The following is a 23,174-nucleotide window of genomic DNA, read 5'->3' as shown; positions in this document are numbered from 1 at the left end:
CATGGCGACGCGCGGCGGCCTGGCGCACCTACGGAGATGGTCACGCCGGAGGCGCCTCAGCGCCCCGATCGATGGCGATATGACACGGGCACCCGCCCCGACCAACGATTGCCGCGCACCATGATTCTCATAAACGACCAAATGAGAAGCCGCCACCGCACCCCCGGACCGTGTCCGGTTCGTCCGGCCTCCTGGTTCTCAATTGGGTTCTTGGAATGCTTTCTTGAAACCTCCTCACACCGGTAGCTTTCGAGGCATGACTGACGAGTAGTTCGACGCCCCCGTCGCCATCGAGCGCCACCTCTGCCCGACCTGTGACGTCCCGGCCGGGTCAGCGTGCCGCACCGGTGCCGGGAAGACAGCGGTGAAGTACCACCCCCGCCGCCTCCAGCTCGTGCCCCGGGTCGCCGAGGAACTCCCCGTCCTCACCCCGTCCGACCGAGGCCCCGGCAAGCGCTGAGCGCTCGGCCCCGAACCCGACGGGGCCGAGCCCACCGAGCCCGCGCCGCTGGCGGCGGGGATCACTGCGGTCCGCATCGGCTACGCCCGCTGCAGTACCGCTACTCAAGAACTCCAGTCCCAGCTCGACGCGCTGGAGCCTGTCTGCTTCGAGGTGTTCCACGAGAAGGTCTCCACCCGCGTCAAGGTCTGGCCCGAGTACGAGAAGGCCGTCGCGATGGCCCGCCGCTTCAAACGGCTGCACCCAGAAGTCCAGGTCATCCTGACCGTCCACGAGTTCCGCCGTCTCGGCCGCGGCACCGACCTTCTCGTCACCGTCGAGGACCTGCGCAAGGCCGGCATCGCCCTGGAGTTCCTGAGCGGCCCCATCACCGGCCTGTACGACCCCGGCGACCGTGGCCGAAGATCTACGGGCGCGATCAGCTCTGTGCGGAGGTGAGGCGCATGGCACGGGCGGTGAGATGGCGTCGTTCCGGTGCGCTGGTGGTGCGTCGGGCGGCGTCGAAGTAGGCGTCCGCCGCGGCGTGGTGCTCGCCTAACAGCTCGAGGAAGTGGGCGCGGGTGGCGAGGAGCCGGTGATGGCGTGCCATCCGCCGGTCGGACTCCAGGGCGGCAAGCAGCTCCAACCCGGCGGCGGGGCCGTGCACCATGGCGACGGCGACCGCGCGGTTGAGGGTGACCACCGGGTCGGCGTGACCTGTTCCAAAAGTCCGTACAGCGCCAGGATCTGCGGCCAGTCCGTAGAGTCGACATGCTCGGCCTCGTCATGGACAGCGGCAATCGCGGCCTGCAGCTGATACGGGCCGACCCGACCCTGGGGCAGGGTCCGGCTGATCAGGTCGACTCCCTCGGCGATGAGCCGACGATCCCACTGGCCGCGGTCCTGCTCGGCCAGCGGCACCAGGTCGCCGCCGGGCCCGGTGCGGGCGGGGCGGCGCGCTTCGGTGAGCAGCATCAGCGCCAGCAGCCCGGCCGCTTCGCCGTCGTCGGGCAGCAGGCGGTGCAGCAGCCGGGTGAGCCGGAGTGCCTCGGCCGACAGTGCCGGCGCGGTCAGGTCGGCGCCGTCCGTGGTGGTGTACCCCTCGTTGAAGATCAACTCCGGCATGCGGAGCTGCATACCGGAGGCCTTGATGGTCTGCTTGGCCCGGCTGATGCGCTGGGCCATGGTCGCCTCGGGGACCAGGAAAGCCGTCGCGATCTGGGCGGTCGTCAGCCCGCCGACCGCGCGCAGCGTCAGCGCGATCCGGCTGGGCTCGGACAGCGCCGGGTGGCAGCAGAGGAACAGCAGCGCGAGGGAGTCATCCCGATCCGTGCCTGATGCGGCATCCGCGGCATGGCTGAGCAGCTCCGCCTGAGGGTGGCCAGGGCGATCCGGCCCTCGCGACGCCGCCGGGCATGCTCGCTTCGCACTGGACACTCCCGTGCAGCTACGGAAGATCCGTATACGGCCCTCGGCCCCCACGGGACGCACTGGCCTGGGCATGCCCCGCACCGAGTGGACAACCGGCACCTCACACAGGCCCTGCCGCTACGTCAACCCCCGAAGGACTTCCGGAGCCGACCACTAAGCCGTACAGGCGACCGACCGCGGGCCGGTCCACGGACCTGGGATGCCGGCCCGGCCGAGTCACGGCGCATCTGGCAGACCTGGGAGTGTCCGCATTCGGCATCGGCCTGTCCCCGAGGATGATCGAGCCGGCCCGGCGGGCCTGTCCGAGCCTGAACCTCACAGTGGGGTCGATGACCGCGCCGGCAATCCGGGACAACGAGCCCGACGGCATCCTGGCCTATTACTCCGCCCACCACACGCCGCCGGAGTTGTTGCCGATCGTGTTCGCCGAATTCCATCGCATGCTCGCGCCCGGCGGCCATCTGATGCGGCCGGCTACGTGGGAGACAACGAGCATCTACGTCCGATGCAGGCGCCGGCCGGGCTTTTCGGTCCAGCGACACGGAATGGGCCTTGGCCTGCCGCTTCCCACCGCACGTACGGTCACGTCATGAGGATCCGAATCGTCGATACGTTCACCGACCGCCCCTTCACCGGCAACCCGGCGGGAGTCCTGCTGCTGGACTCCGACGCCTTTCCCGATGACGCACAGCTCCAGCGGATCGCCATGGAACTGAACCTCTCCGAGACCGCCTTCGCCCACCCGTTGCCGCCGGGCGGCGAGGCGGACTGGGCGCTGCGCTGGTTCACCCCGACCACCGAGGTCGACATGTGCGGGCATGCCACTCTCGCGACCGCGCACATCCTGCACACCACCCAGGCCGCCGGCGGCACGATGCGTTTCGCGGCGCGGTGTGGAATCCTCACCGCGACCGCACACCCGGACGGCACGGTCACGCTCGATTTCCCCACAGCCCCGCTGACGCCGGAGACCGCTTCTGCCGGGCTGGCCGTCGCCCTGGGCGCGGAGCCGCTCTCCGTCCACAACACCGGCCCGCACATCGGCGACCTGGTCGTCGAAGTGGCCGACGAGGCGACCGTACGAGGACTGACCCCGGACCTCACCGCACTGGCCCGCCTCTCCCGGCGGGGCATCATCGCCACGGCCGCCGCCGAGGACCCCGCCAGCGGCTACGACTTCGTCTCCCGCGGTTTCTTCCCACGCGTCGGAATCGACGAGGACCCGGTGACCGGCAGCGCCCACACCGCTTTGGCCCCCTTCTGGTCGGCCCGCTTCGGCCGTGCCGAGCTGACCGGGCTACAGGTCTCCGCCCGTTCCGGTCTGGTCCGCACCTCGCTGCGCGGCGACCGCACCCTGCTGACCGGCAACGCCGTGACGGTCATCGACGGTGAACTGCTCACGGCGCTCTGATCCGTCCGGCGACCGCGCAGAGGGCGCACGGACCGCTCCCGTGCGCGACCTCTGCGCGGAGCACCGTCCGCGGACCACTCTGTACGCCTCCAGTGCCGGAAACCATCCAAGGACCACTTCCATACGTCCCCGGCGACGCCAACCACCCACCGACGGCCGCCCACCCCACTCACGGCGTAGGCAGCCACCCCACCTTCCCCGCCAGCAGGGCGTATCCGACGAACGCCCCTATGTCGAGCAGCGCATGCGCCGCAACCAGCGGCCCGACCCGCCCCCAGCGCCGGTACAGCAGCACGAAGACCACGCCCATCACCATGTTGCCGATGAAGCCGCCGATCCCCTGATACAGGTGGTACGAACCGCGCAGTACCGAACTCGCCACCAGGGCGGCCATCGGTGTCCACCCCAACTGCCCGAGTCTGCGCAGCAGGTACCCGACGACGATCACTTCCTCCACCACAGAATTCTGAACTGCGGACAGGATCAGGACCGGAAATTTCCACCACACATCGGGCAGTGATTCCGGGACCACTGTCAGATTGAAACCGGCTGCCCGCGCCACCAGATAGAAGGCGAGCCCGGCGCTTCCGATGCCCGCCGCCACCATCGTGCCGCGTCCCAGGTCCGGCCAGGGCCTGGTCCAGTCGAAGCCGATGACACGCAGGCCGGCACCCTCCCTGATCAACAGATGCGCGACGAGGGCGACGGGAACCAGAGCCGTCGCGATACCGAAGAGCTGCCAGGCGAGATCCAGCCATGGACGCCCCGGAGCGTACGAACCGTTGAGCGTCGCGGCCTGTTCCTTCAAACCCCCTGGTTTCGTCAGTGATCCGATAAAGCTGATCAGGGAAGACACACCGCTGGCTCCCAATGAGAGAGCCAGCACCAGCAACGTTTCGGACCGCAATATCCGCCGCGACACAGCCTCTTGCGGAAAAGAATCAGTCACGCGCCCCGCCTCCACCTGTACACCTGCCTCGAGTTGTGCGTTCACGCCCCATCCCGCTCCCCGCCCCGCTAGGGTCTCGAATGCAGGTACGAAGATCATGCGCGACAGGCCGGGGGACAATCACCATTGGCGATGGTGTGGTCCCCCTTTTCCTTGTTCATCCTCAAGGAGGGGCACCACCGACATGGGACGTAACAGCTTGCCCGACGACTACGCGGCCGATAAAAGCGGGGACAGCCCTCCGCCCACCCGTCGGCGCACCGTCGCGATCGCGACCACGCTCGTCCTCGCGGTGGCGGCGGGCACGGCAGTCGCGGCGCAGGGCGGCCTGCTGTCGTTCTCGAAGTCCTCCTGCGAGGAGTCCGCCCTACGTCTTTCCATGGTGGCCTCACCCGACATCGCCCCCGCCGTGCGCGCCGTCGCCGACAAGGCGCGCGAGGACGATCTGAGGTCCGACGGCCGCTGTCTGTACGTACGGGTGGTCGCCCGTGACTCCTACAAGGTCGCCCGTGCTCTCTCCGCCGGCACCGGCAGCCCGGACTACCAGATCTGGCTGCCCGACTCCGACCTCTGGCTCGACCGGGCCAAGGGCTCCGGTGACGGCGTCCCCATCACACCGGGCGATTCCGTCGCCTCCTCCCCAGTCACCCTGGCCATGGTGCCGTCGGCGGCCAGGAAGCTCGGCTGGCCGAAAAAGAAGTACTCCTGGACCGAGTTGACGGCCGCGGCCATGGACGTTGGCAAGGTGCGCCTCGGCGCCGCCGATCCGGCACGCAGTGCCACCGGCCTCCTCGCGCTCTCCAGCATCGGCGCGTCCTCCGACAAGCAGGGTGGCGACAGCGACACCAGGGTCGCGGCGACGGCCAAACTGCTCGCCCAGCGCGTGTCGGACGGCGACACCCAGGTACTGGAAACACTGGCGCAGAGCGATTCGGGTGCCGAACAGGGCGATCCGGAGCGCAACCAGGCGGTGCTCGTCTCCGAGCAGGCAGCGTTCGCCCACAACACGGAGTCGACCGGCGGCGGAAGGCTCGACCTCTTCTACCCCAGGGACGGCACCCCGCTGCTCAACTATCCGTACACGCTGGTCGACGAGACCAGGATGAGCACTTCCGAGGGCCGGGCGGCGCTGCGCTTCATGACGCTGCTGAACGAGCCGGGTGCGCAAGCCACCCTGAGGAAGCACGGGTTCAGGAACGTCGACGGAGCGGCCGGGGAGTCGGTGGCCGCGTCGGCGGGCGGCAGGAAGCCTCAGCCGTACGCCACCGCGGCCGCCGCGGCACCGTCCGCCGAGGCGCTCCAGGAGACCCTCGGCTTGTGGACAATCACCGTGCAGAGCGCGCGGCTGACGACGGTCGTCGATGCCTCGGGTTCGATGGCCACGATCGTGCCGGGGCGCAACCAGTCCCGGATGGACGTCACCAAGGCGTCCCTGATCCAGGCCCTCGACCAGTTCACCCCGAACGACGAGATCGGACTCTGGGAGTTCGCCACCACGCTCGACGGCGACAAGGACTACCGCAGGCTGGTGCCGACCCGCCGGCTCGGCGACCCGGCGAAGGGTGGCGGCACCCACCGCGAGAGGCTCACCGCGGCCTTCTCCGCCCTGCAACCGGTGCCGGGCGGCGCCACCGGTCTGTACGACACCACTCTGGCCGCGTACAAGGAAGCCCAGGCGACGTATGTGAAGGGCAAGTTCAACGCTGTGTTGATCCTCACCGACGGGTCGAACCAGGACAACTTCTCCATCTCCCGCAGCGCGCTGATCGCGGAACTGAAGCGGATCGCCGACCCGGAACGCCCGGTGCCGCTCCTCGCCATCGCGGTCGGCCCCGAAGCCGACCGCGATGAGGTGAACGAGATAGCGAAGGTGACCGGCGGCGGGGGGTACCAGCTCACCGACCCGGCCGACATCGAGGCCGTGATTCTGCAGGCTGTCATGACGGCCGGGCAGGGCAGCCACGCCTCTCAGTAGCGCTCCGCGCAGTCGGGAACGGCGGCTGGCGCCTGCTGACGCCGCGACGGGGTCACGGCGCGGGGACACCCGTCGGCCAGCTGTGCACAGGTTCGCCGCTGTGCATCAGTTCGGCGTACCGGCGGGTGGTCACGGCCAGTGCCGCATGCCGTTCGAACCCGGCCTCCCGTGCCCGGTGGTAGGTGTCCGCCTGCCAGGACGCCCCGTTCACCCGCCTTCTGCAACGCTCCTCGATGACCCCGAGGTAGCGGTCGCGGTCCGTGGGCTCGATGTTCCAGGCATCGAGCCCCGCAGCGGCCAGCGGCAGCAGTTCGTCCCGTACGAGCTTGACGGCCGGCACCCGGGTCAGCCCACCCGAACGCCCTGGACGGGGCCAGATCAGTTCCGCGTCGATGCCGTGGCGGCAGGCGGTGTCAAAGTTCTCGGCCGCTGCGGCGAATGGAAGCCTGGTCCACACCGGACGGGATTCCTCGGCAAGCGCCCGCACGAGCCCGTAGTAGAGCGCGGCATTGGCGATCACATCGGTGACAGTGGGGCCGGCGGGCAGAACCCGGTTCTCCACCCGCAGATGGGGTACGCCGTCGGCCAGCCCGTACACGGGCCGGTTCCAGCGGTAGATCGTACCGTTGTGGAGCACGAGCTCCTGAAGTTGCGGCACCCCGCCCTCGTCGAGCACCCGCAGCGGGTCCTCCTCGTCACAGATCGGCAGCAGTGGGGGGAAATAGCGCAGATTCTCCTCGAAGAGCTCATACGCCGAATCGACCCACCGCTCGCCGAACCAGGTCCGGGGCCGCACCCCCTGGTTCTGGAGTTCGGGCGGTCTGGTGTCCGTGGCCTGCTGGAAGAGCGGCGGCCGCGATTCCCGCCACAGCTCCCTGCCGAACAGGAAGGGGGAGTTGGCACCGAGCGCGATCTGGACCCCGGCGACGGCCTGGGCCGCGTTCCATACGGCCGCGAAGCGCGCCGGTGTCACCTGCAGATGCAGCTGAACGGATGTGCAGGCGGCCTCCGGGGTGATCGAGGAGGAGGTGGAGACCAATCGCTCCACGCCTTGGATGTCGAGGAAGAAATCCTCGCCCCGCGCGGCCACCATCTGATCGTTCAACAGTGTGTAGCGGTCCGCCTCCGAGAGGTTCGCCGCAACGAGGTCTCTGCGGCCCAGGGTGGGCAGAATTCCGATCATCATGATCCCGGCATCGACCTCGCTCGCCTTCCGATGGGCATATCCGAGGCCGGTCCTGAGCTCTTCGGCCAGCTGATCAAAAACGCGTCCGTCCAGATGGTGCGGGACTATGTTCACCTCCAAATTGAACATCCCGAGTTCGGTCTGGAAATCACGGCTCGCGATGCGCGGGAGCACCTCCCCATTCATCATCTTCGGCATGCCGTCGGAGCCTGCCAGATTCAGCTCGATCTCCATGCCCATGAGGTTGCGGGGGCGGTCGAACCTCCGCTCTGCCAGGAGCCTCTCCAGCCCCTCCAGGCACTGGTGGAGCTTCCTCCGGCACCTCTGCCGATCGGACAGGTCAAAGGCGCCCGCCACGACCTTTTCCCCCATCGAAGCATCCCTCCCTCGAGTGGGCGGCCCGCGGCCCAGGCCGCTCGCGTCACGATCGATAATGCCCAGGCCCGGTGATCCATAACGCCCTCGTGAACGCCGCACGCAGTAATCTGAGGTTCGTCCGGGGCACATTCCATCGGCATGATGCAGTACGCAGTTTCCCCCGTCCGGTGCGTAGTGAAAACGCCGACGCGTTTCGGCCGACCGCACCCAGGGAAAAATCCCTGGCGGTGACTGCGCCGCTGACGACGAATCAGCAGAATCTCCGCATAATAAAGTCTTGATACCACCTTGTCGGCAATAGCTGTGACGGCTAGTGGAATCACTGCGTGAACACGTGTCGTATAAACTTTGCGGACGAGGCAGAGAGTTGACGCACCGGCCCGGTCACCGGCCCCCTCTGGCCCCGCACGCCGACAGCGCCGTCTGCACCCGCCCACGCATCACCGTGTCTCCGAAGTGAGAGGCGACCCACTATGCCGCTGCATGTTCCCCCGGCTCCCGCGCCCGCTCTGCGCAGTGTTCTCGCGGCACTCGGTTCACCCACCGCAGTCCGCGAGGCCCGCACGCCCGCCCTCCGATCCGCTCAGGGACCACTGAGCCCCGAACTCCCGCTCCCTGTCCATGTACTGGACCGGATCGGTCCGAGCGGGCTGGCACCCGCCACCCGGCTTGCCGCGTGGCGGTTCGTGATCCGCAGCTCGGAGCAGGCCGTCGCCGCGGCGGACACCATGCTCACTCCGGACGGCTGGGCCTTCTCACACTTCTTCGAGGGCCCGTACATCGCCTCGACCGAACTCGCCCTGCGCCAGGCCGAGACGGTGACACCGCACTACCAGCCACGGCTGCTGTCCATCCCGGAGCTCTACATGCTGGCGCTGTGGCTGCACGGCGACACCGAGGTCGACGCCTCCGGCGGGACACTCGCCCCTGCCGATCTCCTGGTACCGCTGGCTCCCGCACCTCCGGGAATCGCGGCGCATCGCCCGCACCGGGTCGCCGATCTGCTTCGCGTGATGACGCTGCGCATCACCCCGGGCCCCGGCCCCCTGCTCGGATCACCGGCCTGACCACGGCCGCACCCCATCCCACAGCGCTGTGCCCCGCCACCATCTCCGGTGCCGGGGCACAGTGCTGTGGGGCGCGCATCCCGCCCATCCGGACTAGCCCGGTTGGACCACCCCGAACCACCCGAAGTGACAGTGCAGTTGCGGTGAACCGTCCGGGCGGGTGACGCGTCATCGGGGTAAGGAGAAGTGCTGCTGCGAAATCCCTGCGGATTGACGCCCGTAGGGCAACACTGGGACCGGACCGATCGATACGGGGGGCGGCCATGAACACCTCATCGAGCCGCAGGACATTCACTACAACGCAGCGAAAGAACCCATCCATGTGCCAGCACCAGCCACCATGTCCGACCGCCGACTCAGCCGACCGGGAAGCCGCCCGCCTGACGGCACACCACCCGGAACAGGGCTGGAGCCTGCTGTGCAACGGCGTCCTGCTCTTCGAGGACACCGGTGAGCTGCTTCCGGACGGGCAGATCATCGCCCCGCACCGGCCCCTGGGGACCGGCCGGGTGATGAACGCCGCCTGACCCCGGCCGGGTATGAACCGGGGCCGGCCCGGAGAATTCTCCGCACCGGCCCCGACACATGTCCGCGTCACGCCCTACCGCTCATGCCTCAGTTGTCGTACGCGTCCAGCGGCGGGCAGGAGCAGACAAGGTTACGGTCACCGAAGGCACCGTCGATCCGGCGCACCGGCGGCCAGTACTTGTCGGCGGCCGAGACTCCGGCCGGGAAGACCGCCACCTCACGGCTGTAGCCGTGCTTCCACTCCCCGCCCAGCATCGCCGCGGTGTGCGGAGCGTTGCTCAGCGGGTTGTCGTCCGCGCTCCACTCGCCGGAGCCCACCTTCTCGACCTCGCCACGAATGGCGATCATCGTGTCGCAGAAGCGGTCGAGCTCCGCGAGGTTCTCGCTCTCGGTCGGCTCGATCATCAGCGTCCCGGCGACCGGGAACGACATGGTCGGCGAGTGGAAGCCGTAGTCGATCAGACGCTTGGCGATGTCGTCGACGCTGACGCCGGTGGCCTTGGAGATCGGCCGCAGATCCACGATGCACTCGTGCGCGACCAGCCCGGCCGGGCCGTTGTACAGGATCGGGTAGTGCGGTTCGAGGCGCTTGGCGATGTAGTTGGCGGAGAGTACGGCGACCTGCGTCGCGCGCTTCAGGCCCTCCCCACCCATCAGGCGTACGTATGCCCAGGAGATGGGGAGAATGCCGGCCGAGCCCCACGGAGCAGCCGAGATCGGTCCGACACCCGTCTCGGGGCCCGCTGCGGGCTGCAGCGGGTGGTTCGGCAGGTACGGTGCGAGGTGCGCGCGCACTCCGACCGGACCGACGCCGGGGCCGCCGCCGCCGTGCGGGATGCAGAAGGTCTTGTGCAGGTTCAGGTGCGAGACGTCGCCGCCGAACCGGCCCGGCTTGGCGAGACCGACCAAAGCGTTGAGGTTGGCGCCGTCGACGTACACCTGACCGCCGGCGTCGTGCACCTCGGCGCAGATGTCGGCGACGTGCTCCTCGAACACACCGTGCGTCGACGGGTACGTGATCATGAGCACGGCGAGCTCGTCGCGGTACTTCTCGATCTTGGCGCGGAGGTCCTCGATATCGACCTCGCCGTCGTCAGCGGTCTTCACCACGACGACCTTCATGCCGGCCATCACGGCGCTGGCGGCGTTGGTGCCGTGAGCGGAGGACGGGATGAGGCAGATGGTCCGCCGGTCGTCGCCGTTGGCCCGGTGGTACGCCCGTACGGCCAGGAGGCCGGCGAACTCGCCCTGCGATCCGGCGTTCGGCTGGATCGAGACCGCGTCGTACCCGGTGACCTCGGCGAGGCGCTCCTCCAGCTCACGGATGAGGGTGAGGAAGCCCTGTGCCTGCTCGGCCGGCGCGAAGGGGTGCAGTGCGCCGAACTCGGGCCAGGTGATCGACTCCATCTCGGTGGTCGCGTTCAACTTCATGGTGCAGGAGCCGAGCGGAATCATGCCGCGGTCCAGGGCGTAGTCCCGGTCGGCGAGCTTGCGCAGGTAGCGCAGCATCGCGGTCTCGGAACGGTGCTGGTGGAAGACCGGGTGGCTGAGGATCTCGTCGGTGCGCAGGAGCCCCTCGGGAAGCGCGTCGGCAGCTGCGGCGTCCAGTGCCTCGATGTCCCCGTCGGCGCCGAAAGCGGCCCAGACAGCGGTGATCTGCGTACGCGTGGTGGTCTCGTCGCAGGCGAAGGAGACCAGGTCGGCGTCGACCTGCCGCAGGTTGACGCCGCGCTCGCGGGCGCCGGCCACGACATCGGCTGCCTTCCCCGGGACACGCACGGTGAGGGTGTCGAAGTAGGCGCCGGTCACGATGTCGACGCCAAAGGCGCGCAGGCCCTCGGCCAGGATCGTCGCGTAGCGGTGGGTGCGCTGGGCGATCGTCCGCAGCCCGTCCGGGCCGTGGTAGACGGCGTACATCCCGGCCATGACGGCGAGCAGTACCTGAGCGGTACAGATGTTGCTGGTGGCCTTCTCGCGGCGGATGTGCTGCTCACGGGTCTGCAGGGCCAGCCGGTAGGCCTTGTTGCCGTCCGCGTCGACGGAGACGCCGACGAGGCGGCCGGGCAGGCTGCGGGCGAACTTCTCGCGTACGGCCATGAAGCCGGCGTGCGGTCCGCCGAAGCCCATCGGTACACCGAAACGCTGCGTGGTGCCGACCGCGATGTCCGCGCCCAGGTCGCCCGGTGAGGTGAGCAGGGTCAGGGCCAGCAGGTCGGCGGCGACAGTGACGATCGCACCGAGCTCGTGGGCCTGCTCGATGACGGGCCGGATGTTCCGAACCGCTCCGGAGGCGCCGGGGTACTGCACCAGGACACCGAAGACACCGCGCTCGGCGATCTCTGCCGGGATGCCGTCGGAGAGGTCGGCGACGACGACCTCGACGCCGGTCGGCTCGGCACGGGTCTCTATGACGGCGATCGTCTGCGGCAAGGCATCGGCGTCGACCAGGAAGACACCGTTCTTGACCTTGCCGACGCGCCGCGAGAGCGCCATGGCCTCGGCGGCCGCGGTGCCCTCGTCGAGCAGGGAGGCGCCGGAGGTGGGCAGCCCGGTCAGCTCGGCGACCATCGTCTGGAAGTTGAGGAGCGCCTCCAGGCGGCCCTGCGAGATCTCCGGCTGGTACGGCGTGTAGGCCGTGTACCAGGCGGGGTTCTCCATGACGTTGCGGAGGATCACCGGCGGGGTGAAGGTGCCGTAGTAGCCGAGCCCGATCATCGGGGCCAGCACCTGGTTGCGGTCGGCGAGGGCGCGCAGCTCGGCGAGGACCTCTGCCTCGGTGCGGGCGGCAGGCAGCTGGAGTGCCTCCGCGCTCTTGATGACGTCGGGCACCGCAGCCGCGGTCAGCTCGTCCAGCGAGCCGTAACCGACCTGGGCGAGCATCTTCGACTGCGCCTCGGCATCGGGCCCGATATGGCGCTGCTCGAAGGGAATGCCCTGCTCCAGCTGGGAGAGCGGGGTGCGACGGGGGGTCATGGTGGAGGCCTCCTGGTCTGTCACGACCTGCGAGGGGCACCACGGCGCGGGTGCCCGAACGGCCTCCCCCTCTGTCATCTCGACCTGAGAGCTTCACCGGCGCGCCCTGCGGCGTACCGGCTTTCACCGTCGGTGAGGAAGGGAACCGTGCCGGCACTCGGCCGCACGGAACCCGCCCTGCTTTCCAGAGTGACCTCGTCCGTGCGGTACGGGGGCCTGAGAGATTCCGGGGAGGATTTGCTCCTTCGGCGCCTTCGGATTCGCTCCGGAGGACTCTCCCGCACGGGGTCAGCAGCCATGACCAGACTACCAGCGGGGTTCCCTGCGGAATTCTCGAGTGGCCAACCCCCCGGATCTGCACTTTTGTAGTGGAGTAGCCGCGACCAGTGGGAGGGACCGTGCAGAGCGACATCGATCCGCGCCGCCTGATCGGCCGCAAGGCATTCGACCGCAAGGGCACCAAGATCGGAACCGTGGACGAGGTGTACCTCGACGACGCGACCGGTGTGCCCGAGTGGGCGGCAGTACGCACCGGACTCTTCAGCCGGGACGCTTTCGTCCCGCTGGAACCCAGCGAATTCGTGGAGGATTCGCTCCGCATCCCCTTCGACCGTGCGCTGATCAAGGACGCACCCGACTTCGGTGTCGGCCGCCATCTCTCACCGGAACAGGAGCTCCAGCTCTACCGGCACTACGGTCTGGACTCCCCGCCCGCGGAGACCGGCCCGGACAGGGACTTCGGCAACCTGACCGGCCAGGACGAGTAGTCCACCGGGTTCCGCACCAGCGGCAGCGGATCGGCCGACTGCAGCTCCGGATCGTCGATCCGGAACGTACGCACCCGGCCGGGCGCCGACTCGGGTTCCTCGAACCGCACCGTGACTCGACCGATACCGCTACCTTGCACCCAGCCATGGCCGTATGTGTCGTGGCGTACGTCGTGTCCGGCGGGCCAGCGCCGTGCGGCGAGCTGCTCGGCGGTCTCCCGCGGCTCCTCGTGCGCACCGCCCACCGGCTCGCCCCCGTTGTCCCCCGCCTTCGCTTCTTCCTCCTCCTCGGTCGATTCCCCGGACGCGGCCTGCTCACCGGCAGCCTGGGCGAAGAGGTCCTCCTGCGTATAGTCGGCAAGCCCCGTGACGCCCACGCCCAGGAGCCGTACGCCTCCGGTGGTGTCCACGGACTCCAGGAGCCGTGCGGCGGCCTCCCGGACCACTGTGGGGTCGTCCGTGGGCCCACGCAGCGTCTCGGACCTCGTGAGCGTGGAGAAGTCGTACCGCCGCACTTTCAGCACCACCGTCCGCCCGGACCGCCCCGCGCCCCGCAGCCGCTGGACGCATCGGTCGGCCAGCCGCTCCACCTCCGTCCTGACCCGCACCCGGTCGTGCAGGTCCGCGTCGAAGGTGTCCTCGACCGACACCGATTTCGCGTCCCTCTCGGCGACCACCGGCCGGTCGTCGTACCCGAACGCCATGCGGTGGAGCGAGCCGCCGTGCGCCTTCCCCAGCAGGCGTACGAGCTCCGCCTCACCTGCCTCGACCAGGTCATTGACCGTCGTCATCCCGGCGCGGCGCAGATGGTCCGCCGTCGCGGGCCCGACGCCGGGGAGGATCCGTACCGACATGGGCGCGAGCAGCTCCCGTTCCGTGCCCGGCTCGATGAGCAGCAGCCCGTTCGGTTTCGCCTCCTCCGAGGCTATCTTGGCCAGCATCTTGGAACCGGCCAGCCCGACCGAGCCGGTGAGTCCGGTGACCGCCTTGATGGCTGTGCGCAGCTGCTCACCGATCTCCAGCGCGGAAGCCGTGTCATCTGCCGTCCCACCGGCTTCGAGGTCCACAAAGGCCTCGTCCAGGCTGAGCGGCTCCACCAGCGGGGAAAGCCGCCCGAGCAGCTCCATCACCTGGTCGCTGACCGTCCGGTACAGCAGGAAGCGGGGCACCAGATAGGCCGCGTTGGGAGCCAGCCGCCGCGCCTGCGCCATGGGCATCGCCGAGTGCACCCCGAAGCGCCGTGCCTCGTACGACGCGGTGGCGACGACTCCACGCGGCCCGAGCCCGCCCACCACGACCGGCTTGCCGCGCAGACTGGGCTTCGCCGCCTGCTCGGCAGAGGCGTAGAAGGCATCCATGTCCAGATGCAGGATGGTGGGCGCGGCTCTCACATCAACCGATGCTGCCTTACGGCACTGACAATCGCCGCGCCCGATTCCCCGGCCGGGTCAGCCGGCGCGGTTGCGCCGCCGCGCGAGCTCATCAGTGGGGTTGTTCCCGATCAGTGTCTCGCCGGTGTCCACCCGCTCACCGTGCAGCTGTGACAGCGCGGCGTCGACGTCCTGCCACACCACACCCACGGCGATACCGAAGATCCCCTGGCCGCCCTGGAGGAGATCGACGACCTCGTCGGGCGAGGAGCACTCGTAGACCGTCGCCCCATCACTCATCAGCGTCATCCGCTCAAGATCCTGGAATCCGCGTGCCCGCAGATGCTGGACCGTGGTACGGATGTTCTGCAGGGCGACGCCCGTGTCCAGGAAGCGCTTCACAATCTTCAGCAGGACGACGTCCCGGAAGCTGTAGAGCCGCTGTGTGCCCGAACCGTACGCCGGACGCACGCTCGGCTCGACCAGCCCCGTGCGCGCCCAGTAGTCGAGCTGCCGATAGGTGATGCCCGCAGCCGCGCAAGCTGTCGGCCCGCGATAGCCGATGTCGCTGGCCGATGCCACGCCGCCCCCCGCCACCGCCGCCGGCTGAACCGGTTGCCTGATGGTGTGGCCGGCTGTACTCCCCTGCTGCGAATACGGCCCACCCGCTGCCATACCGTCGCCGCTGCTTCTCACGCCGACCTCCGTCCTTGACCTGCCATCTCGAAGGTAGGCAGTCGCTCGGGGTGCGTCAACGATCGCCACACTCGGCACGCCGAGTGATAATCACCCTGAGGGTGGTTTCCCGTGTCTCGCGAACGGGAAAGGCTTGTCGGATGCGCTGACGGCGACCCCGTCGAACGGTCACTGACTGTTGGTACCGAAGTCCTCCGGTGAGATCTGGTCGAGGAACTCGCGGAACTTCTCCACCTCGTCCTCCTGCTCGTCCGGGATGGCGATACCGGCGTCGTCGAGCACCCCGTCACTGCCGTAGATCGGCGTTCCGGTGCGCAGCGCGAGCGCTATGGCGTCGGACGGCCGCGCACTCACCTCGACCCCGCTGGCAAAGACCAGCTCCGCGTAGAAGACCCCTTCCCGCAGGTCCGTGATACGGACCTCGGTGAGCTCCTGGCCGACGGCCTCGAGCACATCCTTGAAGAGATCATGGGTCAGCGGCCTGGCCGGAGCCATGCCCTGCTGGGCAAAGGCGATCGCGGTCGCCTCACCAGGACCGATCCAAATAGGGAGGTACCGGTCGCCTCCCACTTCACGCAGGAGCACGATCGGTTGGTTGGAGGGCATTTCCACCCGGACACCCACAACGTCGAGCTCGTTCACACAGCAACCCTAGGACGTGCTCGGCAGGTTTGGGTAGTCGGGCACTGACGTGAGTCAGTGGAGCCGAACCCTCAGAGCGGTTTGCACAAGGGCCGAATGAAGCCGTACGGACAGCTCCGCAAGCTCCCTCGCGGTGGCCTCCGCATGTGCTCTGGTCTGCGGATTCCGGTGCCTGCGCATCGGGGCGACAACCTGCTCGATGAGTCCCGCCTCGCGGTCCGCGGCCGCCCGCATGGCGCGCAGATGACGCGGCTCCAGACCGAATCGACCCAGATCCGCCACAAGCTTGGCCACCGTGACCATCTCGGCGTCGTAACCGCCCTCGGCGGTGGGAGCGACCAGGCCGTACGACTCCCACTCATCCAGGTCGTTCTCGGCAACCTCGGCGGCCGCGAGCAGCTCGGCACGCCCGATACGGGCCGCGGTGGCCCGTCCGGACTCCGCGTCCCAGCCGCCGTCGGTCAGATCCCGCGGGCCGCCCGCGGACGGCAGGGCCGACTGTTCGCCACGGGCGAGGGCGTCGAGATGCTCTCGGATGACCTTCAGCGGGAGATAGTGGTCCCGCTGCATGCGCAACACCTGAGCCAGCCGCTCCACGTCGGCCCCACGGAACTTGCGATAGCCGGAGGGGGTCCGCTGCGGCTCGACGAGCCCTTCGGCCTCCAGGAAGCGAATCTTGGAGATCGTGACTTCGGGAAACTCGTCCCGCAATTGCAGGAGCACCGTGCCGATGCTCATCGGGCGGTCGTCGGCGGGGGCGGTGCCGTGACCGGCACCGCCCGTCGGTGTTCTCAGCATGGACCTTCCCTGACGGGTCAGATGCCCCGCTGGCTCGCGTAGAAGACCAGCCGGTACTTGCCGATCTGCACTTCGTCGCCGTTGGACAGGGCAACGGAGTCGATGCGCTCACGGTTCACGTAGGTGCCGTTCAGGCTGCCCACGTCCCCAACCGTGAAGCTGCCGTCGGGACTCCTGCGGAACTCCACATGCCGCCGCGACACCGTCACGTCGTCGAGGAAGATGTCGCTCTGCGGGTGGCGGCCGGCCGTGGTCAGCTCACCGTCCAGCAGGAAGCGGCTGCCGGAGTTCGGACCACGTCGCACCACCAGGAGCGCCGAGCCGAGCGGAAGAGCATCGACAGCTGCCTGTGCCTCCGGCGAGAGGGACGGCAAGGGCGTCTGCCCGGTGGCCTCCGCCTCGTACGCCTCGAGACCGGAGATGGAGATGGTCGAGGTCGTCTCCGAGGCACGCTCGGGAACTCCACCCCTCAGCGGCGCGCCGCAGTTGGAGCAGAATCGACTGGCCTCGGCGTTGCGATGCCCGCACCTCGTACAGACCGGCATGGATGAACCCTCCTGCCTCGGAGTAAACCCTCCACCCGTACTTGAGGTTGACGGTTCTCCGAAACCTATGCGGTCGGCACCGGCAGGGTCAACAGACGACGCGCCGGAAGCGCCCGAATTATCACTGCCCGAACCAGACACCTGATCGCGGAAGAGCGGGCGCTCCGAGCCCTGCTCATCTGCCTGGCCATGGCGCGGTGCGCGATGGCGGGCAGCCTCATCGCGAGCGCTCTTGCCGAACAACTTCCCAAACAACTTCACGGGCGATTCCCCTTGACCGAAATAGACCCGCCCGTGGGGCAGGACGAACCCTGAACGAACACACCTGCCGACCCGGACATGTTCACAACGTCCGTATCCACTCGACAGTTTCCACCACGCACCACCATTACGATGCGGCGACCCCCCGCAACCTCCTGCCCGTGACCCTCGACCCCTCTGTGCGGCGGCCTCACGAGGATGACGACCGAGCGTAGCCAGGCCGCTTCGCCGGTCGCAAGACGTTGACGACGATGTCGTCGGCCTGCGCCACATGCACGGTGGCCTGCTCCTTCTCCAGTGTCTGCACCACACCGCCAGGAATATTCAGCGCCGGCTCCAGGTCCTGGGGCTTGCCGATCACCTTGAACACATACGGCGCGGTGATCTTACGGTCGTCAACCTTGACGTTGCCGCCGTCACCGGAGAAGTACGTATTGGCCACCACCCTCACCCCGTTGACCTCGATCGCCTCGGCGCCCGCCGCACGCAGCTCCTGGAGCGCGTCGAGCAGCATGTCCGCCTTCACCCCGTTTCCCGGGTCATTGATGGTGAGCGTGATCCCGGGCCCGTGTGCCGCCACGGTACCCGCGAGAATACCGAGTTGCCGTTCCTTCTCCACCGTCTGCTTACGAGCCTCCTCAGCCTGATCGGAGCTGTTCTCCAGCTCAGTGCGCTGAGCGTCGAGGCGCTGCTTCTCGTCCTCCAGACGCTGTGTGCGGTCGTCCAGCTCATCGAGAATGCGGACCAGGTCCTCCTGGCGGGCACCCCGCAGTGCGCTGTTGTCACTGTTCGAGCGAACCTGAATGGCCAGCCCGAGACCGAGGCCGAACAGCAGCATTGCGACAACGAGTTGGGCCCGCGTCACCCGTGGCGGCCACAACCCGGCGATCAGCCGCTGACGCCCAGTCAGTTCCTTGGCGGCCCCGGCCGACTGCTCGCCGGTGCGCTCCTTGTCGCTGGGAAGTTCTTCATTGCTCATCAGCTCGTTGCTCATCGGCCTCAGGCCCGGAAGACGTGCCGACGGATGGCCGCGGCATTGGAGAAGATCCGGATGCCGAGCACGACCACCACACCGGTGGAGAGCTGCGCTCCGACGCCCAGCTTGTCGCCCAGGAACACGATCAGTGCAGCCACCACGACGTTCGACAGGAACGACACCACGAACACCTTGTCGACAAAGATTCCGTCGAGCATGGCCCGCAGACCCCCGAAGACCGCGTCGAGGGCAGCCACGACGGCGATCGGAAGGTAGGGCTCGACCACCGCCGGCACCTCGGGCCGGACCAACAGTCCGACCACGACTCCCACGACGAGGCCCAGTACGGCGATCACGATGTGCCCTTCCCTGTGTCTGCCGCACCACTGCCGGTGTCTGCGGCCTTATGAGGCTCTGCTGTTCGTACGATCAGGCTCGGCGCCACCGGAAGGCTCACCCGCTCCTGGACGGAGATACTCGTCCGGATGTCGAAGGTGTCCTTGAGCGCCTGCAGATACTGGCCGTCAGCGCTGTCCTGGAATGCGGTGCTGAGCGGCTTCCCGTCCCCCACCGCAAGCACCGTGTACGGCGGCACGAGCGGTCTGTTGTCGACCAGTATGGCGTCGCCGGCCGCGCGGATCGCCGACAGGGCCGTCAGACGCTGCCCGTTGATCGCGATGGCTTCTGCACCGGACTGCCACAGGCCGTTGACAACCCGCTGCAGGTCCCGGTCTCGCACCCGCCCCGTGTCGGCGAATCCGGCGGTCTCCCTCGGCCCGCCACCGCCCTGGTCGGAGTCCCTTGCATCGTCGACGACGAGTTTCACACCGGGGCCCTCCACCGGCGTCGCACCGGCGAGGAGGGCCACCAGCTCCCCCTGGTCCCCGCCGTGCTTCTCCAACGCCTTGCGCTGCCGCCTGCCCACATCGTCCCGGAGCTTGTCGACCTGCGACTCAAGGGTGTCGGCCGCCGCCGTCTCCCCGTCGATACGGTCGATCAGTTCCTCGCGCTCCTTGGCGAGGACCGGCGCGGAGACGCGTGCCTGCGCGGCCCCGAGCGTGACGACAAGGGCAGCAAGCACCAGACATGCGGCGAGGCCGAGTTTCGACTTGAGCGTGCGGGGCATACCCGCGCTCCCGTCGGCCTTGCGACGCGCCGCCGCTTCGGCGTATCCGTCGTCCAGGCTGTGGTCCATCACATTGGTCAGCAGCGACATGGACGCGTCGGGGCGCGCAGGCGGCGAGGCGGTACTCCGATCGGGGGGCTGCTGCGACATGCCGCACATCGTCGCACGTCGCCGCCGCTACCGCCGAATGGCCCCACCGGTGTGCCCAAGGGCGCCTCCGGACACCGCCGGGCACACCGGCGGAACCCTCAGTGACCTGCGCTGTCCACGACCGCCGCCCATTCGTCCAGCAGTGCCTGCGCGGAGGCGTCGTCCGGTCCCTCGGCCCACAAATGGGTGACTGCTTCGGCCGGGTCCGGCAGCACCATCACCCATCGCCCGTCGGCCTCGACGACCCGCACACCGTCCGTCGTATCGACGCTGCGGTCCCCTGCGGCCTCCACGACCCGACGCATGACCAAGCCCTTGACGGCCCAGGGTGTAGCCAGATCACGGCGCAGGACATGGGCGCGCGGAATGCGGGCATCGATCTGGCTGAGGGTGAGCTGGGTCCTGGCGACGAGCCCAAGGAGTCTCACGAAGGCAGCAGATCCGTCGAAGACGCTGCTGAATTCGGGAACGATGAAGCCACCGCGGCCGTCTCCACCGAAGATGGTGCCTTCCTCGCGTCCCACCCGCGTCAGGTCGTCGGGCGATGTCGTCGTCCATTCGACCTGCGTGCCGTGGTAGGCCGCGACCTGCTCGGCGACCCGTGTCGTGGTCACCGGCAGCGCCACCCGCCCGCTGCGCCGCTCGGCTGCCACGAGGTCGAGCATCACCAGGAGCGCCCGGTCGTCCTCCACGATCCTGCCCCGTTCATCAACCAGGGAGAGTCGCTCGCCGACCGGATCGAACCGCACACCGAACGCGGCCCCTGCCGAAGAGACGATCTCGCCCAGCCGCACCAGTCCCGAACGCCGGGTGTCGGCGGATTCGGTGGGGCGTGATTCATCGAGGCCGGGGTTGATGGTCAATGAGTCCACGCCGAGCCGCCCCAACAGGCTGGGCAGGACCAGTCCCGCGCTGCCGTTGGAGGCGTCGACGACAACTTTGAGACCCGCGTCGGCAATTCCCGCGGTGTCCACATTCCGCAGCAACGATCCGGTGTACGAGTCGAAGACGCTGGACGGGAAGTGCAGGTCTCCGATCTCCCCCGGGAAGGCGCGGCGGTATTCCTGTCGTGCGTAGACCCGGTCCAGCTTCCGCTGTCGTGCCTGGGAGAGATCCGCGCCCCGTTCGTCGAAGAACATGATGTCGACCGAGTCGGGCACGCCGGGAGACGTACGGATCATGATCCCGCCGGCGCTGCCCCGTGCGGTCTGCTGGCGTGCGACGGGCAGCGGTACGTTTTCCAGGTCGCGGACGTCGATGGCGCTGGCCTGAAGCGCCGAGATCACCGCTCGCTTCAGTGCACGGGCGCCGCGGGAGTGGTCGCGTGCGGTGGTGACCGTCGAGCCCTTCTTGAGAGTCGTGGCATACGCTCCGGCGAGCCGGACCGCAAGTTCCGGCGTGATCTCGACGTTCAGAATCCCGGACACACCACGGGCCCCGAAGAGATGGGCCTGTCCGCGCGATTCCCAGATTACCGAGGTATTGACGAAGGCGCCTGCCTCGATGGTCTTGAACGGGTAGACGCGGACATTGCCCTGAATAATCGATTCCTCACCGACCAGACACTCGTCCCCGATGACCGCGCCGTCCTCGATGCGGGCGGCCCGCATGACGTCGGTGTTCTTACCGATCACGCATCCGCGCAGATTGCTGTGCTGGCCGATGTAGACGTTGTCGTGCACCACGGCCTTGTGCAGGAAGGCGCCGCTCTTGACGACGACGTTCGACCCGATGACCGTGTGCTCGCGAATTTCCACACCGGCTTCAACCTTTGCATAGTCCCCGATATAGACGGGTCCCCGCAGCACCGCGTCGGGATGTACTTCCGCGCCTTCCGCGACCCATACCCCTGGCGAGATCTCGAAGCCGTCGATCTCGACGTCGACCTTGCGCTCAAGGACGTCGGCCTGCGCCTTCACATAACTCTCGTGGGTACCGACGTCCTCCCAGTAACCCTCGGCGACATAGCCGTAGATGGGCTTGCCCTCCTTCATGAGCTGAGGGAAGACATCACCGGACCAGTCCACCGAGACGTCGGCGTCGACGTAGTCGAAGACTTCGGGCTCCATGACGTAGATGCCCGTATTGACGGTGTCCGAGAAGACCTGACCCCAGGTGGGCTTCTCCAGGAATCGCTCGACCTGGCCCGCCTCGTCCACAATGGTGATGCCGAATTCCAGAGGATTCGGCACGCGGGTGAGGCACACCGTCACCAGCCCGCCTTTTTCCTTGTGGAAGGCGATGAGGTCGGTGAGATCGAAGTCGGTGAGCGCGTCACCGGAAATGACGAGGAAAGTGTCGTCCTTCAGCGCTTCCTCGGCATTCTTCACGCTTCCAGCGGTGCCGAGCGGTTTCTCCTCGTTGGCGTAGCTGAGCTCCATCCCGAGCTCTTCGCCGTCCCCGAAGTAGTTCTTGACCAACGAGGCGAGAAACTGGACCGTTACGACGGTCTCGTTGAGCCCGTGCCGCTTGAGCAACCGAAGCACATGCTCCATGATCGGCCGATTGGCGACGGGCAGAAGCGGCTTGGGCATGCTTGAGGTCATGGGACGAAGACGAGTGCCTTCGCCACCAGCCATCACGACGGCCTTCATGTCGGAAACGTCCTCCTAAAAGAGACGACGGTCTAGCCGACTTCGCCCGTCAGGGCACCATGTGGGTCATCAGCGGCGGGCCGGCCACACTGCGCGGCACCGCATCAACGAGCTCAATCGGCTACTACATCCGCCCTGACGAGCCGGCGGACCTGAACCACGTAGAGGATCCCTGCCCACCAATAGAGCGTTGTACCCCAACCTGCGAACGCCCATCCGAAAATAGCGGCCAGCGATGCAAGCCAACCACTTCCGTCGCTGAGCAGCAACAAGGGGAACGCGTACATCAGGTTGAACGTGGCAGCCTTCCCCAGAAAGTTCACCTGGGGCGGCGGATAGCCGTGACGGCGAAGGATTCCCACCATCACGAGGAGCATCAGCTCGCGGGCCAGAAGTGCCGCGGTGAGCCAGAGCGGCAGGATCTCCCGCCAGGTCAGGCCGACGAGGGTCGAAAGGATGTAGAGGCGGTCTGCAGCAGGGTCCAGGAGCCGACCGAGGCTGCTGATCTGGTTCCACCGGCGGGCGAGCATACCGTCGAGGTAGTCGCTGATCCCGCTGAGCATCAGCACCAGCAGCGCCCAGCCATCGCTCTTGGGCCCGCCGAACTCGGGGCGAAGAATCAGCCACAGGAAGAGCGGTACCCCGACGAGGCGAGCCATGCTGAGGATGTTGGGGATGGTGAGGACCCGGTCCGTTTGAACCCGAGTCTCCTGGACCTCCACCCGGGGGCCTCCTGTGAAGAACGTGCCAATGATGCCCCCCTGACCTTACCCTCAGCCACTTCGGGCAGGTGCACAGGGGTAACGCAAGTCCTCGCGAACGCAGAAAAGCCCCGTGCCACAAGGGCACGGGGCTTTCCCGTAAAAGGAGTTCGGCGGCGTCCTACTCTCCCACAGGGTCCCCCCTGCAGTA

The 23,174-nt window shown here is 67.9% G+C and carries 21 protein-coding genes, 1 pseudogene and 1 riboswitch; of the genes and pseudogenes, 8 read left to right on the top strand and 14 right to left on the bottom strand.

Annotation, left to right across the window (positions count from 1 at the left end; all coding sequences use genetic code 11):
- The first annotated feature begins 289 nt into the window (after window positions 1-289).
- Together ACZ3IC_RS29695 and ACZ3IC_RS29690 are read left to right on the top strand one after the other, a co-directional pair.
- The gene (locus tag ACZ3IC_RS29695) at window positions 290-460 is read left to right on the top strand and encodes a zinc finger domain-containing protein (RefSeq protein WP_467421238.1); all 171 of its coding nucleotides are present in this window, start codon (window positions 290-292) and stop codon (window positions 458-460) included.
- A gap of 48 nt (window positions 461-508) precedes the next feature.
- Window positions 509-898 carry a recombinase family protein gene (locus ACZ3IC_RS29690; RefSeq protein ID WP_467421236.1) on the top strand — a complete coding sequence of 130 codons (390 nt, stop codon included), beginning with the start codon at window positions 509-511 and terminating at the stop codon, window positions 896-898.
- Here the strand turns inward: ACZ3IC_RS29690 and ACZ3IC_RS29685 are convergent.
- Window positions 879-1,938 (bottom strand): annotated as a pseudogene (locus tag ACZ3IC_RS29685) (RNA polymerase sigma factor); the annotation flags it as partial. The gene ACZ3IC_RS29690 and the pseudogene ACZ3IC_RS29685 sit on opposite strands and share 20 nt — an antisense overlap.
- On the opposite strand from ACZ3IC_RS29685, the gene ACZ3IC_RS29680 reads away from it, so the two are divergent.
- Together ACZ3IC_RS29680 and ACZ3IC_RS29675 are read left to right on the top strand one after the other, a co-directional pair.
- Window positions 1,855-2,463 (top strand): class I SAM-dependent methyltransferase, encoded by a 609-nt coding sequence (locus ACZ3IC_RS29680; RefSeq protein WP_467421136.1) that lies wholly within the window; start codon window positions 1,855-1,857, stop codon window positions 2,461-2,463. The pseudogene ACZ3IC_RS29685 and the gene ACZ3IC_RS29680 overlap by 84 nt on opposite strands.
- On the top strand, window positions 2,460-3,281 hold the full coding sequence (locus ACZ3IC_RS29675) for a PhzF family phenazine biosynthesis protein (protein WP_467421134.1): 822 nt from the start codon (window positions 2,460-2,462) through the stop codon (window positions 3,279-3,281). The genes ACZ3IC_RS29680 and ACZ3IC_RS29675 overlap by 4 nt, the downstream gene beginning before the upstream one ends.
- A gap of 169 nt (window positions 3,282-3,450) precedes the next feature.
- Here the strand turns inward: ACZ3IC_RS29675 and ACZ3IC_RS29670 are convergent, their stop codons facing one another.
- Window positions 3,451-4,230 (bottom strand): CPBP family intramembrane glutamic endopeptidase, encoded by a 780-nt coding sequence (locus ACZ3IC_RS29670; RefSeq protein WP_467421234.1) that lies wholly within the window; start codon window positions 4,228-4,230, stop codon window positions 3,451-3,453.
- 184 nt (window positions 4,231-4,414) lie between these two features.
- Here ACZ3IC_RS29670 and ACZ3IC_RS29665 point away from each other — a divergent pair, with 184 nt between their 5' ends.
- Window positions 4,415-6,205 carry a substrate-binding and VWA domain-containing protein gene (locus ACZ3IC_RS29665; protein WP_467421132.1) on the top strand — a complete coding sequence of 597 codons (1,791 nt, stop codon included), beginning with the start codon at window positions 4,415-4,417 and terminating at the stop codon, window positions 6,203-6,205.
- Between the two features lie 52 nt (window positions 6,206-6,257).
- Here ACZ3IC_RS29665 and ACZ3IC_RS29660 read toward each other — a convergent pair whose 3' ends face one another.
- Complete coding sequence (locus tag ACZ3IC_RS29660; protein ID WP_467421129.1) at window positions 6,258-7,763, bottom strand: glutamate-cysteine ligase family protein; 1,506 nt, start codon at window positions 7,761-7,763, stop codon at window positions 6,258-6,260.
- A gap of 479 nt (window positions 7,764-8,242) precedes the next feature.
- On the opposite strand from ACZ3IC_RS29660, the gene ACZ3IC_RS29655 reads away from it, so the two are divergent.
- Both ACZ3IC_RS29655 and ACZ3IC_RS29650 read left to right on the top strand, forming a co-directional pair.
- A complete protein-coding gene (locus ACZ3IC_RS29655; protein WP_467421127.1) occupies window positions 8,243-8,836 on the top strand; it encodes a hypothetical protein in 594 nt (197 codons plus the stop codon).
- Window positions 8,837-9,156: 320 nt separating this feature from the next.
- On the top strand, window positions 9,157-9,363 hold the full coding sequence (locus ACZ3IC_RS29650) for a DUF5999 family protein (protein ID WP_467421125.1): 207 nt from the start codon (window positions 9,157-9,159) through the stop codon (window positions 9,361-9,363).
- Window positions 9,364-9,451: 88 nt separating this feature from the next.
- Here the strand turns inward: ACZ3IC_RS29650 and gcvP are convergent, their stop codons facing one another.
- On the bottom strand, window positions 9,452-12,337 hold the full coding sequence (gcvP, locus tag ACZ3IC_RS29645; protein WP_467421123.1) for an aminomethyl-transferring glycine dehydrogenase: 2,886 nt from the start codon (window positions 12,335-12,337) through the stop codon (window positions 9,452-9,454).
- Between the two features lie 194 nt (window positions 12,338-12,531).
- Window positions 12,532-12,628: riboswitch (glycine riboswitch) on the bottom strand.
- A 107-nt stretch (window positions 12,629-12,735) separates the two neighbouring features.
- Here gcvP and ACZ3IC_RS29640 point away from each other — a divergent pair.
- Window positions 12,736-13,104 (top strand): PRC-barrel domain-containing protein, encoded by a 369-nt coding sequence (locus ACZ3IC_RS29640; RefSeq protein WP_467421122.1) that lies wholly within the window; start codon window positions 12,736-12,738, stop codon window positions 13,102-13,104.
- Here the strand turns inward: ACZ3IC_RS29640 and ACZ3IC_RS29635 are convergent.
- The 10 genes from ACZ3IC_RS29635 to ACZ3IC_RS29590 form a co-directional block, all read right to left on the bottom strand.
- A complete protein-coding gene (locus ACZ3IC_RS29635) occupies window positions 13,029-14,495 on the bottom strand; it encodes a DNA polymerase IV (RefSeq protein ID WP_467421120.1) in 1,467 nt (488 codons plus the stop codon). The genes ACZ3IC_RS29640 and ACZ3IC_RS29635 overlap by 76 nt on opposite strands.
- Before the next feature lie 57 nt (window positions 14,496-14,552).
- Window positions 14,553-15,170 carry a MerR family transcriptional regulator gene (locus ACZ3IC_RS29630; RefSeq protein ID WP_467421118.1) on the bottom strand — a complete coding sequence of 206 codons (618 nt, stop codon included), beginning with the start codon at window positions 15,168-15,170 and terminating at the stop codon, window positions 14,553-14,555.
- A gap of 168 nt (window positions 15,171-15,338) precedes the next feature.
- The gene (locus tag ACZ3IC_RS29625; RefSeq protein WP_006123076.1) at window positions 15,339-15,812 is read right to left on the bottom strand and encodes a bifunctional nuclease family protein; all 474 of its coding nucleotides are present in this window, start codon (window positions 15,810-15,812) and stop codon (window positions 15,339-15,341) included.
- Between the two features lie 54 nt (window positions 15,813-15,866).
- Window positions 15,867-16,610: a transcriptional regulator FtsR gene (gene ftsR, locus ACZ3IC_RS29620; RefSeq protein ID WP_467421117.1), complete on the bottom strand. Its 744-nt coding sequence runs from the start codon at window positions 16,608-16,610 to the stop codon at window positions 15,867-15,869.
- 17 nt (window positions 16,611-16,627) lie between these two features.
- Window positions 16,628-17,416: an FHA domain-containing protein gene (locus ACZ3IC_RS29615; protein WP_467421115.1), complete on the bottom strand. Its 789-nt coding sequence runs from the start codon at window positions 17,414-17,416 to the stop codon at window positions 16,628-16,630.
- A gap of 190 nt (window positions 17,417-17,606) precedes the next feature.
- Complete coding sequence (locus ACZ3IC_RS29610; RefSeq protein WP_467421113.1) at window positions 17,607-18,395, bottom strand: DUF881 domain-containing protein; 789 nt, start codon at window positions 18,393-18,395, stop codon at window positions 17,607-17,609.
- A 20-nt stretch (window positions 18,396-18,415) separates the two neighbouring features.
- Window positions 18,416-18,748: a small basic family protein gene (locus ACZ3IC_RS29605; RefSeq protein WP_003970459.1), complete on the bottom strand. Its 333-nt coding sequence runs from the start codon at window positions 18,746-18,748 to the stop codon at window positions 18,416-18,418.
- Window positions 18,745-19,668: a DUF881 domain-containing protein gene (locus tag ACZ3IC_RS29600; protein ID WP_467421110.1), complete on the bottom strand. Its 924-nt coding sequence runs from the start codon at window positions 19,666-19,668 to the stop codon at window positions 18,745-18,747. The genes ACZ3IC_RS29605 and ACZ3IC_RS29600 overlap by 4 nt, the downstream gene beginning before the upstream one ends.
- A gap of 98 nt (window positions 19,669-19,766) precedes the next feature.
- Complete coding sequence (locus ACZ3IC_RS29595) at window positions 19,767-22,262, bottom strand: sugar phosphate nucleotidyltransferase (RefSeq protein WP_467421109.1); 2,496 nt, start codon at window positions 22,260-22,262, stop codon at window positions 19,767-19,769.
- Between the two features lie 113 nt (window positions 22,263-22,375).
- Window positions 22,376-22,984, bottom strand: coding sequence for a CDP-alcohol phosphatidyltransferase family protein (locus tag ACZ3IC_RS29590; protein ID WP_467421107.1), 609 nt, complete (start codon window positions 22,982-22,984; stop codon window positions 22,376-22,378).
- Window positions 22,985-23,174 lie beyond the last annotated feature (190 nt).

Source organism: Streptomyces sp. NPDC002958, from assembly GCF_055563255.1.
The sequence above is the reverse complement of the archived record's forward strand: the minus strand, read 5'-3'. Positions and strand labels throughout refer to the sequence as shown.

Excerpts from the sequence above, each read along its gene's own strand:
- ACZ3IC_RS29655 (WP_467421127.1), top strand. The coding sequence starts at position 8,243 with ATGCCGCTGCATGTTCCCCCGGCTCCCGCGCCCGCTCTGCGCAGTGTT.
- ftsR (WP_467421117.1), bottom strand. The coding sequence starts at position 16,610 with ATGCTGAGAACACCGACGGGCGGTGCCGGTCACGGCACCGCCCCCGCC.
- ACZ3IC_RS29665 (WP_467421132.1), top strand. The coding sequence starts at position 4,415 with ATGGGACGTAACAGCTTGCCCGACGACTACGCGGCCGATAAAAGCGGG.
- gcvP (WP_467421123.1), bottom strand. The coding sequence starts at position 12,337 with ATGACCCCCCGTCGCACCCCGCTCTCCCAGCTGGAGCAGGGCATTCCC.
- ACZ3IC_RS29675 (WP_467421134.1), top strand. The coding sequence starts at position 2,460 with ATGAGGATCCGAATCGTCGATACGTTCACCGACCGCCCCTTCACCGGC.
- ACZ3IC_RS29610 (WP_467421113.1), bottom strand. The coding sequence starts at position 18,395 with ATGAGCAATGAAGAACTTCCCAGCGACAAGGAGCGCACCGGCGAGCAG.
- ACZ3IC_RS29680 (WP_467421136.1), top strand. The coding sequence starts at position 1,855 with ATGCTCGCTTCGCACTGGACACTCCCGTGCAGCTACGGAAGATCCGTA.
- ACZ3IC_RS29600 (WP_467421110.1), bottom strand. The coding sequence starts at position 19,668 with ATGTCGCAGCAGCCCCCCGATCGGAGTACCGCCTCGCCGCCTGCGCGC.
- ACZ3IC_RS29595 (WP_467421109.1), bottom strand. The coding sequence starts at position 22,262 with ATGAAGGCCGTCGTGATGGCTGGTGGCGAAGGCACTCGTCTTCGTCCC.
- ACZ3IC_RS29650 (WP_467421125.1), top strand. The coding sequence starts at position 9,157 with ATGTGCCAGCACCAGCCACCATGTCCGACCGCCGACTCAGCCGACCGG.
- ACZ3IC_RS29660 (WP_467421129.1), bottom strand. The coding sequence starts at position 7,763 with ATGGGGGAAAAGGTCGTGGCGGGCGCCTTTGACCTGTCCGATCGGCAG.